A 12,443-nucleotide genomic window follows, 5' to 3' on the forward strand; every position below is an offset into this window, starting at 1 on the left:
TCATCATCCAAGTCCCTAAACTGGTTTTAGTGTAATATGACCCGCCTGAACGTGCCATCGGGCCAGCGGCCGAGCTTGCAGCAGCCGAAACCGCCACACTGCCTTTTATTCACCCTGGCGGGAATGGCCGCCGGTTGGCGTAGATCGTTGCTCTTGGCGTATACTGAGGCACGGCCCGTAAGCAAGTGAAGGACACAACCACATGCGCCTGCTTGTTCGCTTTGGTACGCTGCTGTGGCTGGCTGCGCTGCTGAGCGCCTGCGCCAGCGCTGCTGCGCCAACCATTCCTACCGTGGTGCCCACCGTCGCGCCGCAGCCTACCGCGCAGCCACCTACGGCCGCGCCGCAGCCCACCGCCGCGCCGCCCAGCAGCGGCGACGCACCCGGCCGGCCTTTCGGCCTGGACGTGTGGACGCCGGGCAACAAGCAGGCCGTCGGCACTGCCTTCACCTACGACCAGCCGCCCGGCGACGCAAACCCGTCGCGCGTGTGGTTCGGCATCACCAATGGCGCGATCACCGAAGGGCTGTACCCCGACGTGTCGCAGGCCAACTTGAAGTCGCTCGGCGTGCTGGTGACCGACGGCAAGAGCTTTCTGGCCGACGAGATGACCGACGCGACCACCGAGGTCGCGCGGATCGACGGCCGCACGCCGGCCTTTCGCGTCACTTCAACCGACAAGCAGGGCCGCTGGGCGGTGGTGAAGCAGGTGGTGGCCGATCCGCAGGCCAACACAATTCTGTTCACCGTGGCGTTTCAGGCGCTGCGCGGCAAGCCCGGCGATTACCGGCTGTTTCTGCAGTATACGCCGCGCATCGGCCAGAGCGGCGCGGGCGACCTGAGCCGTGTGTCGGGCGGGGTGGCCGAGGCATGGGATGCCGACGCGGGCGTGTACACCGCGCTGGAGAGCAGCCCGACGCCTGCACTGCTCGCCACTGGCTACACCCGCAAGAACGACCTGAAGACCGACCTTGCCGACTTCAAGGTCGACGCGGCTTACAGCGCCACTACCACGCCCGGCCGGCTTTCGATCGGCGCCGAGCTGCCCACCGCCGGTGTTTCGACCGTGGCACTTGGGTTTGGCCCCAGCCACGACGCCGCGCGCGCCGCCGCGGCCGGCAGCCTCGAGCGCGGCTTTGCCGCAGTGTCGCAGGCGTATATACAGGGCTGGGCCAGCTACCTGGACGCAATGCCGCCACCCTACCCGCTGCTGCCGCTCTACGACGAAAGCGTCGGCGTGCTGAAAACACACGAGGACAAAACGCACTACGGCGCGTTTGTGGCCTCGCTCTCGATCCCGTGGGGCCAGCACGTCACCGACGACGACCCGCGGCGCAAGCGCGGCTACCGCTACGTCTGGGCGCGCGACCTGTACCACATCGCCACTGCGCTGCGCCTGGCTGGCGATGTGCAGGCTGCCCGCGATACGCTGGCGTTCATGGACGATCGGCTCCAGATGCCCGACGGCGGCTTCCCGCAGACCGCGTTCCCCGACGGGACGCCCAACACGCTGGGCGTGCAGCTCGATCAAAGCGCCACGCCGATTCTGCTGGCCTGGCAGCTGGGCGCGGTCGAGCGCTACGCCAGCCTGGTGAAGCCCGCCGCCGACTTCATCCAGCGCACCGGCCCGCGCACCCAGCAAGAGCGCTGGGAAGAGATCGGCGGCTACTCGCCGGCCACGCTCGCCGCCGAGGTAGCCGCGCTGGTGTGCGCGGCCGATCTGGCCACGCGCGCCGGCGATAGCGCCAGCGCTGCCGCCTACCTCAAGACCGCCGACGAGTGGAATGCCAACATCGAGCGCTGGACGCTCACCAGCAGCGGGCCGCTCGCCAAAGGCCGCTACTACTTGCGCATCAGCAGCGGCGACCCAAACAGCGCCGAAGTGCTTACGATCGCCAACAACGGCGGCAGCTACGATCAGCGCGCGATCGTCGACTCGAGCTTTCTCGAGCTGGTGCGGCTGGGCCTGCGCCGCGCCGACGACCCGAACATCGTCGCGACGCTGGCGCTGGCCGGGGAGGTGCTCAAGGTCGGCACGCCCAAGGGCGAGCTATACTATCGCTACAACCACGACGGCTACGGCGAAAGCAAGCTCGGCGACGCCCCCGACGGCCACGGCAACCCCTGGCCGCTGCTGGTGGGCGAGTATAGCGTCTACCAGGTGGCGCTGACGCACTCCGAGCACCCGGCCAGCTGGTACCTGCCCACAATCTCGGGGCTGGCCAACGCCGGCGGCATGCTGCCCGAGCAGGTGTTCCCCGATGGCTCCGGCAGCGGCTCGGCTACGCCGCTGGCCTGGGCCCACGCCGAGTACGTGGTGTTCGCCCACGCCGTGAAGCAGGGCGGCGTTCCGGATATGCCGGCGGTGGTGGCCCAGCGCTACGCGCGCCCGTAGGCTAGGGAGGGAAGGGGGGTGAGGGCCGACATTGCACGAGCCTGCTGGCTATCGACGCGCCTCTTGATCGAAGCGCGTCTCGGTGCTATAGTATCCGCAACACCACGCAAGCAAAACTGATACTCAGGCGCTGGCCGAGCTTTGGGGCGGCCGGGCGGCTGGCTATACTTCGGCACCACCGAGCGTTGTCGCAGCGCATCTCGAGCTTCTCGGGGGTACATATTCGCGATCGTCCTATCTTGTCGACGCTCGAAGCGAGCGCCCGGTCGATGCACAAGGGAGAGTGGTATGTCGACACTACGTCACGCCCGCATGATTCGTGTGCTGAGCGGATGTGTTGCGGTGATGCTGATCACTGCAGGCGCCCTGGCTATGGCCTGGCGCGCGCCGCAGCTCGCAGGCGGCGAGCGCAACTTTGCGACGTTCAGGCGCGAGCAGGGTCTGCGCAACCCGCGTATGCCGATCGCGTTTGTGCGTGAGAAGCTTGAGAAAGGCGCCGAGGCCAGCCGCGAGGTGATCTCCGGCCCGGCCCAGGAAGCCTACGATAACCGTGCCTACCCCAGCAGCTTCATCAGCCTCGACCAGAGCATGGCCGCGGCACAGGCGTATAACGCGGTCGATCAGCGCACCCGCGCGCGGCCCGACGCCAGCTCGATCCAATCCGGCTCGACATGGAAAGAGCTTGGGCCGATCACGCCGAATGTGCCCGCGCCGGTGACGTACACCGGCCGCCCAACCACCAACTCGGGCCGCGTTACGTCGCTGGCAGTGGCCCCCGGCTGCAGCGCTGGCAGCTGCACGCTGTATGTCGGCGCGGCCGGCGGCGGCATCTGGAAGACCAGCAACGCGCTGGCGGCCAAGCCGAGCTGGAAGCCCAGCTCGAATGGCATCGCCTCGAACGCGATCGGCGTCGTGATCGTCGACCCGACCGACAGCACCGGCAAGACGCTGTATGTCGGCACCGGCGAGCCGAATGGCTCGAGCGACTCCGAGGCCGGCGTCGGCCTGTATAAGTCGACCGACGCGGGCGCGAGCTGGTCGCTGGTGGCTGGCAGCCTGGCGGTGGCCAAGGACCGCGCGATCGGCGCGGTGGCGATCGACCCGACCGACGCCAAGCATATCTACATCGGCACCGCCGTGGCGCGCCACGGCTCGTCGTCGGTGAATGGCGGGCGCTTCACCCCGCCCGACGCCCCGCAGATTGGCGTGTACGAGAGCACCGACGGCGGCGCGACGTTTACGCTGGCGTTTAGCCAGGAGGGCGATACGGTGAACCCCGGCTCGCCGAACGGCTCGGACTTCTTCAGCGGCGGCGTGACCGACATCGAGCTCGACCCGCGCGACCCGGCCACAGTGTACGCAGGTCTGTTCAACTACGGCCTGTGGCGCCGCTCGGCTCGCCTCGACGGCAACACCGAATTCCACCAGGTATTCGCGGCCGTCGCGCCCGACCTGTTTGGCGAGCGGATTGAGTTCGCGCTGGCCGAGAAGGGCCCGGCGACGCGGATCTACCTCGGCGCTGGCTCGGCCGAGGAAACCGACGACCAGGGCAATGTCACCTCGGGCGCGACGTTCTGGCGCGTCGACGACGCCAATGTGCCGGCCGCCAGCCTGAGCGACGGCACCACCAACGCCGGCTGGACCGAGCTTTCAAACTCGGCGAACGGCACCCCCGGCTTCGCCTCGTTCGATTTCTGCAGCGGCCAGTGCTCGTACGACATGTTTGTGGCCAGCCCTCCCGGGCACCCCGACGAGGTGTGGATCGGCGGCCAGATGCAGTATGGTGAGCTGGTGGCGTTTGGCTCGCCGGTGGCGCGCTCGAATGGCCGCGCGGTACAGCGCTCGACCGACGCCGGCGTGAACTTCACCGACATGACCGACGACAGCCGCTCGCCGGCCGAGGGCATGCACCCCGACCAGCACGCGATTGCGTTCGCGCCCGGCGACTCGGGCGTCGCGTTTGTCGGCTCCGACGGCGGCGTGGTACGCACCAACGGCAAGTATGTCGACCGCTCGAGCGAGTGCGCGGCGCGCGGCCTTTCCGCCGCCGACCTCGCCGACTGCACCAGCTGGCTCAAAGTGGTGCCCGAGCGCACTGACAGCCTAAACGACGGCCTCGCGACCCTGCAGTTCCAGAGCGTGTCGGTGAATGCGCGCAACGCGCCGAACGACGTGCTTGGCGGCACCCAGGACAATGGCACCTGGGCGTTCAGCGGCTCGCCGGCCTGGTTCGAGTCGGTTGGCGGCGACGGCGGCCAGTCGGGCATCGACGTCGAGAACCCCAAGATCCGCATGCACTCGTACTACGACGCCCAGCACGACGTAAACTTCCGCGGCACCGACCCGTTTGGCTGGAACTGGATCTCCGACCCGCTGCTGATCAGCGGTGAGGCCCAGTCGTTCTACGTGCCGCTGATCAACGATCCGCGCGTCGGCGGCAGCTGGTTCGTGGGCCTGCAGCACGTCTGGCGCACCACCGACAACGGCGGCGACCAGGCGTTCCTCGAGCAGCACTGCAACGAGGCTACCGGCGACTTCACGGTGAGCTGCGGCGACTGGGAGGCGCTCGGCGGCGAGGCCGGCCCCGGCACCAGCGGCGACCTTGTGAGCCCGCTGTATGGCTCGGACAAGCGCGGCTCGTATGTGGTTGCGGTCGAGCGCTCGCGCTCCGACAAGGGCACGCTGTGGGCGGCCACCCGGCGCGGGCGCCTGTTCATCAGCAAGAACGCCGATGCCGCCAAGGCCGCCGACGTGACCTTTACGCGCATCGACACGCCGAATACGCCCACGCGCTTCATCAGCGGCATCGCGATCGACCGCGATAACCCGAACCACGCCTGGGTCTCGTTCTCGGGCTACGACGCGTACGCCCAGGCCGCCGGCACCGCGACGGGCCACGTGTTTGACGTGACGTACGACCCGGCCGCCGGCACTGCCAGCTGGAAGGATATCAGCTTCGACCTGGGCGACCAGCCGATCACTGATATTGCGCGCGACCAGAACACCGGCGACCTGTTCGCCAGCACCGACTTCGGCGTGCTGTACCTGACCAACGGCAGCTCGAGCTGGGCCACCGCCGCGCCGGGCCTGCCGCCGGTGGCAGTGTACGGCCTGACGGTATCGCCGGCCTCGCGCACGCTCTTCGCCGCGACGCACGGCCGTGGCGTGTGGCGGCTGCGGCTCAAATAGCGCTCGCCGGCACCGATCGTGCGGGGTGTGGCGGCGTTGCCGCTACACCCTTTCTTTATGCCGGGCCAGACGTGGTATAGTAGCGCAAATACACCAAGGCTCAATAGAATATAAGACTTACGCGGCTGGCGTGATCAGCCTTCGGCAGAGCTGTTCGCTTGATCGCGTATAGATTATGCTGCACGACGTGGCTTCGCCACGTAGTGCAGCATAATAAGAGCCTGTTTAAAGGGGTGCGCGAGGGGCTATGCCTCGGCTTCCTTCTGGGCGGCCACATTCGTGGCCGCCACCCGCCAGAAAAAGGGGATACTGGAGGGACTTCGTCCCTCCAAACCACCTTTTCAAACAGCTTTAAGAAATTTGGGGGCGGCGAAGCCGCCCCCAAACCCCCAACAAAGTGTAGGTAATCAAGCGAATTTGGTATAAGATAGCCGATCATGTATACCTGGTATAGCTACACCGAGCAGCGCATGCTGCACACCGTCGTGGGCGACCTGCGCGTGGCCGACGCGGTGTATAGCCCACAGCTCCATAATCGCCGCAAGCTCTACGCGCTGCTGCCGCGCTCGTACGCGGCCGACGCGGCGCGGCGCTACCCGGTGATCTATATGCAGGATGGGCAGAACCTATTCGATCAGCTGCTCAGCTACGCCGGCGAGTGGCGCGTCGACGAGACCATGGCCGCGCTCGCGGGCGAAGGCTTCGAGGCGATTGTGGTGGGCATTCCGAATATGGGCGTGCGGCGGATCGACGAGTACAGCCCGTTCAAAGACAGCCGGCTGCGGCGCGGCGGGCGCGGCGACTGGTACGTGGCGTTTATGGCCGAAACCGTCAAGCCGCTGATCGACGCGACCTTCCGCACCATGCCCGAGCGCGAGCACACCGCGGTGATTGGCTCGTCGATGGGTGGCCTGATCAGCCTGTACGCTTTTTTCAGCCGCCCCGACGTGTTCGGCATGGCCGGGGTGATGAGCCCGTCGCTGTGGTTTGCGCAAGAGGCGATCTTCCCGTTTGTCGAGCAGGCGCCCTTCCGCCCCAGCCGCCTGTACATCGACGTTGGCACGCACGAAGGCGCCGATACCCGGCTGGCGCGCCGCCCGCCTCATACCTATACTAGCCGCTACCTCACGGCGGCGCGGCGCCTGCGCGACATGCTGCTGGCCAAGGGCTACCTGGTCGGCACCTACCTGCGCTACGACGAAGAAGAGCTGGCTACCCACAACGAGGCCGCCTGGGCGCGGCGATTGCCCGAGGCGCTGCGCTTTCTGCTGGCGGGCCACCGCCAGGGCGCCGGCACCCCAGCACTGGCCGAGCGCTGGTGGGAGTTTTGACCGCATCGCAGTATCGTGAAATACGAGGCGCTTTCATGACCCGACCTGACACAATGCCGCCGCCACCCGAGCTGCAGCCATACGCCCGCTCCGTCCAGGCCGGCGGGCTGCGGCTGCACGTCTACGACACTGGCCCGCGCGACGGGCTGCCGGTGCTGCTGGTTCACGGCCTGGGCGACGAGGCCGACACCTGGCGGCACATCCTGCCGGCGCTGGCGCGCCACCGCCGGGTGATCGCCTTCGACCTGCCGGGGTTTGGCCGCAGCCAGCATCCGCGCCGCGCCTATACCGGCGCGTTTTTCGCCAGCACCGCCGCGAACCTGCTGGGAGCGCTCGATATTCGGCGCGCCGCGCTGGTGGGCCACTCGATGGGCGCGGCCATCGTGCAGCGCCTGGCGCTGGCTGCGCCCGCGCTGGCCGACCGGCTCATCCTGATCGGCGGCGGGCTGCCGGTGGCGGCGAGCCGCCCGCCCGCGCAGCTGTGGCTGTTTCTTGCGCCTGGGCTGGGCGAGGCGCTGTATACCAGCCTGCGCCGCTCGCAGGCCGAGGCATACGCCACCCTGCGGCCCTACTACGCCAACCTTGAGGGCCTGCCCGAGGCCGACCAAGCGTTCCTGCGCCAGCGCGTGTGGGCGCGGGTGTGGAGCAGCGGCCAGCGCCGCGCGTTTTTCTCGGCGCTGCGCTGGATGGCCGCCGACCAGGCGGTGCGCGCCCAGGGCTTTCGCGCGCGGCTGGCGGCGGCGCCAACGCCGACGCGACTGATCTGGGGCGAGCGCGACCAGATCGTGCCGCGCGCGCTGGGCGACACGCTGGCGCAGCTCGTGCCGGGCGCAAGGCTCGACGCGGTGCCCGAGAGCGGGCACCTGCCGCACCAGGAACAGCCGGCGCGCGTGCTTGAGCTGCTCGAAGAAGCCTTGACAAAATGATCCCGCGATGCTACTATTCTGCATCCAAAATTCTGCCGGCATACCGTACCACTGCGCTTTGTGCCAGGCACCAAGCGCCGCAATGCCGCCTCGGTCCGCGAGTTGCACCATTCCACCACTGCGTCGTCACACAGGGCCAGGCTGGTTCGCCAGCTTGGGAGAAACACACCGAATATTTTGGCCCGCGCGGCGGGCGCGCACGCAACCGTAACGGACCAGGGAAATAGCAGAAAGGAGCCAGCGTATGGCAACTATGTCGCAGGATCGCCCAACCACGCTGAACACGCGGCGGATCGTCGTGGCCGGGGTGCTGGGGGCCATCGCGATTGTGCTGGGCGTGACGCGGCTGGGCTTCATCCCGGTGCCGAATGTCAGCGGCAACGCCACGATCATGCACGTTCCGGCGATCATTGGCGCCGTGCTCGAGGGGCCGATCGTCGGCGTGCTGGCCGGCGGCATCTTCGGCGTCTTCAGCATGCTGCAAGATACGACCGGCCTGTTCACCAACCCGCTGGTGTCGGTGCTGCCGCGCCTGCTGATCGGCCTGTTTGCGTGGCTGGCCTACCGCAGCCTGGCCGGCCGCAACGCCGACCTGGCCGCCGCAGTGGCTGGCGTGGTCGGCACGCTCACCAACACGATCTTCGTGGTCGGCGCGCTGCTGATCTTTGGCCTGATCCCGTTCGCGGTGGTGCCAACCATCATTCCACAGGCGCTCGCCGAGGTCGTCATCGCCGCGGTGCTTACGCCACTGGTGGTGCGCGGCGTCGCCCTGGTGCGCTCGGGCCGCACTTCCGCAACCGATACCACCCCGCGCGATAAATCCTCTTTCTGATGAGCTTTGCGTGCTGAGCTTTGCGCTTTGATCTGGCAGCCGCCATTCAAGGCGCAAAGCTTTCTCCTACTTCGGGCGGCCAGCCGCCCCGTGCCCCCACCAGCTGTCAAGCTTGTTTGCAACAGCCTTCTCAAAACTATGCTCGACGTCGCCAACCTCTCGTTCGCCTATAACGCCGAACGCCCTGACGCGATTGTGGCGCTGCGCGAGGTGAGCCTGCGCGTGGCCCCCGGCGAGCTGGTGGCGATCATCGGCCACAATGGCAGCGGCAAAAGCACGCTGGCCAAGCTGCTGGCGGCGATCCTCGAGCCGACCAGCGGGGCGATCACGGTCGACGGCTTCCCCGCGACGCCGGCCAATGTCTGGGAGATCCGCCGCCGCGTCGGGATGGTGTTCCAGCGCCCCGACGACCAGCTGATCGCCAACACAGTGATCGACGACGTAGCCTTCGGCCCCGAGAACCTGGGCCTGCCGCGCGACGAGATCGAGCGCCGCGTGCGCGAGTCGCTTGGCGCGCTTGGCCTGCTCGATATGCGCCACGCCCAGATCAGCGAGCTTTCGGGCGGCGAGAAGCAGCGCGTGGCGATCGCCGGCGTGCTGGCGATGCAGCCGAACTACCTGATCCTCGACGAGCCGACGACCATGATCGTGCCGGCGCTGGCGCGCAAGCTGATCGCGCTGGCCCACGAGCTGCGCGAGCGGCTCGGGCTGGCGGTGCTGCACATCACCCACTTCATGCACGAGATCGTCGGCTTCGACCGCGTGCTGGTGATGGACTCGGGGCGCGTGCTGATGCAGGGCACGCCGCGCGAGGTGTTCGCCCGCGCCGACGAGCTGCACGCGATTGGCCTGGCTACGCCGCTGGTGACGCAGCTGGGCAGCCGCCTGCGCGCGCGCGGCGTCAGCCTTCCCGAGGTCGTGCTGACCACCGACGAGCTGGCCGAGGCGCTCGGCGCGGGCGACGCTGGGCGCAGGCTGGAGGCCGGGGGGCACGCGAGCGCGCCTGAGGCCGCAGAGAACCCTCAGCGCGCCGCCAGCGCGCCGCCCCTGCTCGACGTGCGCGACCTGCACTTCACCTACCTGGCCGGCACCCCGCTGGCCCAGCCGGCGCTGCGCGGCGTCGCGTGCGCGCTGCACGAGGGCGAGACGCTGGCAATTCTTGGGGGCACGCAGGCCGGCAAGAGCACGCTGATCGAGTTCTTCAATGCGCTGCGCGTGCCGCCGCCGGGGCACGTGTTCTTTGAGGGCCAGGACGTGGCCGCGCCGAAGTTTGATCTGAACCGGCTGCGCCAGAGCGTCGGCATGGTGTTCCAGCAGCCCGAAAGCCAGCTTTTTGAAGACACTGTGGGCAAAGATGTCTCGTATGTGCCGCGCCGCAAGGGCCTGGCGCCCGCCGCCTCGCGCGCGATTGTCGAGCGCGTGCTCACCGAGGTCGGGCTCGACTACGAGACGTTTCGCCTGCGCTATGTCTACGCGCTCAGCGGCGGCCAGAAGCGCCGCGTGGCGATCGCCGGCGCGCTGGCGGCCGAGCCGCGCGTGCTGATCCTCGACGAGCCGGTGGCCGGGCTCGACCCGCGTGGCCGCGCCGAGCTGGCCACGCTGATCAGCGCGCTGGCCCGCCGCGACGGCCTGACCGTCGTGCTGGTGGGCAATGCCGTCGACGAGCTGGCCGAGCTGGCCGACCGCGCGATCGTGCTGCACGAGGGCCGCGTGGCGCTCGAGGGGCCGCTGCGCGCGCTGCTGCGCCGCGCCGACGAGCTGCACGCGCTGGGCCTCGAGCTTAGCGAGCCTGCCGAGATCGCGCTGGCGCTGCGGCCGCTGCTCCCCGATATGCCCACCGACCTGCTTAGCCTCGATGAGCTTGAGGCAGCGCTGCTTGAGCGGCTGCGGCCGCAGAATATGCTTGAAGGCTAGCTTCGGTTGGCAGGTTGGAAGTTTGGAACATACCCTACGAACCTGCAACGATCAAATGCACTATGGATGTAGCAATCGACTTTGGCATCAGTAACATCGACGCGGTAGCGCAAGTGGGCGGCGCGCTGCACTGCTGGACCCAGCCGACCGACGGCGCTCCGACGCCCGAGCTGGTGCGCGCGATCATTGCCCACGGCGGCCTCGACCCGGCCGGGCTGCGCCGGCTGGCCGTGACGGGCGGGCGCCACCAGGAGCTGCCCGAGCGCATGGGCGACTGCCAGGTGGTCGGCGTCGGCGAGGTGCCGGCGATCGGCCGCGGCGGCCAGGCGCTGGTGCGCCTGGCTGGCGGCGACGAAGCCGTGCCGGCCTTGGTGGTGAGCGCCGGCTCGGGCACGGCGGTGGTGTCGGCGCGCGACGGCCAGTATGCCCACGTCACCGGCTCGGCGGTAGGCGGCGGCACACTGCTCGGACTGGCGCGCCTGCTGGTCGGTACCGTGGATCCTGGCGAGATCGACGCGCTGGCGCGCGCCGGCGACGCCAACGGCGCCGACCTGAGCCTCGGCGATGTGGTTGGCGGGCCGATCGGCCGGCTGCCGGCCAGCGCCACCGCCGTGAACTTTGGCCGCCTGTCGCGCCATCCGGCCGACGTGCGCCGCGAAGACCTTGCTGCAGCGCTGGTAACGCTGGTCGGCCAGGTGATCGCCGTCACCGCGATCAATGCCGCGCGGGCGCAGCGCCTCGACCGCGTGGTGGTGATCGGCCACCTCACCGACATGCCCAGCGTGCGGGCTGTGCTCGGGCTGGTCGGCGACTGGTATGGGATGCGCCTGACGCTGCCGGCCAATGCGGGCTACGGCACAGCGCTTGGCGCTTTATCTTCGTTAGAAGCCGTCTGAAAAGGGTTATATTGGAGGGACGAGTTCCTCCAAATATCTCTTTTTCTGGAGTTTTAGGGCTTACGCCTATGGCAGTTGAGTTCGCGCGCGACATCACATTCGGCCAGTACCTCAATTTGCGCTCGCCGATCCACCGGCTCGACCCGCGCGCCAAGATGCTGGCGGTGGCCGCGCTGATGCTGGCCACGTTTCTCTCGCGCACGAGCTTCGCCGCCTACGGCGTGCTGCTGCTGGCTGCCGCCGTCATCCAGGCGGTGTCGCGCGTGCCGCTGAGCTATACCCTGCGCGGCATGCGCCTGCTGTTCAACACCATGCTGATCATCTTCGCCTTCCAGGTGCTGTTCTACCCCACGCCCTCGCCCGCCGGCACGCTCTGGAGCTGGTGGATCTTGTCGATCTCGCTTGAGGGCCTGCGCCAGGGCGTGGTGCTGCTGGTGCGCGTGGTGCTGCTGTATTACTGGACGAGCACGCTCATGTACACCACGCCGCTGATGGATCTGGCCGATGGCCTAGAGGTGATGTGCGAGCCGCTCAAGCGCCTGCGCGTGCCGGTAAACGAGCTGGTGATGGTGGCGGTGATTGCGCTGAAGTTTGTGCCGCTGCTGGTGGCCGAGCTTGAGCGCCTGATCAAGGCCCAGGCCGCGCGCGGCGAGCGCTTCGACCAGGGCGGCCTGCTGCAGCGCGCCCGCAAGGTCGGCGGTATTCTCATCCCGCTGTTCGTCAACGCGCTCAACCGCGCCGAGCTGCTGACAACGGCCATGAATGCGCGCTGCTACCGCGGTGGCGCGCCCGGCGCGCCGCGCCGCACCAAGCGCCGGGTGCTGACATTCCGCGGCGCCGACGCGCTGGCGGTCGCGCTGGCACTGCTGCTCAGCGCTGCCGCCGTGCTGGCGAGCCGGATCGCAGGAGTATAGATCCGTAAACGGCCATAGATTACGCAGATGGCACAGATGAATGGTA

The 12,443-nt window shown here is 68.3% G+C and carries 8 protein-coding genes; all 8 read left to right on the forward strand.

The window, feature by feature from the left end:
- Positions 1-202 precede the first annotated feature (202 nt).
- The 8 genes from U0177_RS12890 (at position 203) to U0177_RS12925 (ending at position 12,397) form a co-directional block, all read left to right on the forward strand.
- Entirely contained in the window at positions 203-2,395 is a 2,193-nt protein-coding gene (locus U0177_RS12890) for a glycoside hydrolase family 15 protein (protein WP_409571042.1), read from the forward strand.
- A 288-nt stretch (positions 2,396-2,683) separates the two neighbouring features.
- Positions 2,684-5,584 carry an exo-alpha-sialidase gene (locus tag U0177_RS12895; RefSeq protein WP_409571043.1) on the forward strand — a complete coding sequence of 967 codons (2,901 nt, stop codon included), beginning with the start codon at positions 2,684-2,686 and terminating at the stop codon, positions 5,582-5,584.
- 437 nt (positions 5,585-6,021) lie between these two features.
- On the forward strand, positions 6,022-6,915 hold the full coding sequence (locus tag U0177_RS12900; protein ID WP_409571044.1) for an alpha/beta hydrolase: 894 nt from the start codon (positions 6,022-6,024) through the stop codon (positions 6,913-6,915).
- A gap of 35 nt (positions 6,916-6,950) precedes the next feature.
- Positions 6,951-7,841, forward strand: a complete 891-nt coding sequence (locus tag U0177_RS12905; protein WP_409571045.1) for an alpha/beta fold hydrolase — start codon at positions 6,951-6,953, stop codon at positions 7,839-7,841.
- A gap of 244 nt (positions 7,842-8,085) precedes the next feature.
- Entirely contained in the window at positions 8,086-8,673 is a 588-nt protein-coding gene (locus U0177_RS12910; protein ID WP_409571046.1) for an ECF transporter S component, read from the forward strand.
- Positions 8,674-8,811: 138 nt separating this feature from the next.
- Positions 8,812-10,587 (forward strand): energy-coupling factor transporter ATPase, encoded by a 1,776-nt coding sequence (locus tag U0177_RS12915; RefSeq protein ID WP_409571047.1) that lies wholly within the window; start codon positions 8,812-8,814, stop codon positions 10,585-10,587.
- A 62-nt stretch (positions 10,588-10,649) separates the two neighbouring features.
- Positions 10,650-11,483, forward strand: coding sequence for a Fumble domain-containing protein (locus U0177_RS12920; RefSeq protein ID WP_409571048.1), 834 nt, complete (start codon positions 10,650-10,652; stop codon positions 11,481-11,483).
- 68 nt (positions 11,484-11,551) lie between these two features.
- Positions 11,552-12,397, forward strand: a complete 846-nt coding sequence (locus tag U0177_RS12925; RefSeq protein ID WP_409571049.1) for an energy-coupling factor transporter transmembrane component T family protein — start codon at positions 11,552-11,554, stop codon at positions 12,395-12,397.
- Positions 12,398-12,443: the final 46 nt, after the last annotated feature.

The organism is Kouleothrix sp. (assembly GCF_046328425.1).
Classification (GTDB): Bacteria; Chloroflexota; Chloroflexia; order Chloroflexales; family Roseiflexaceae; genus Kouleothrix.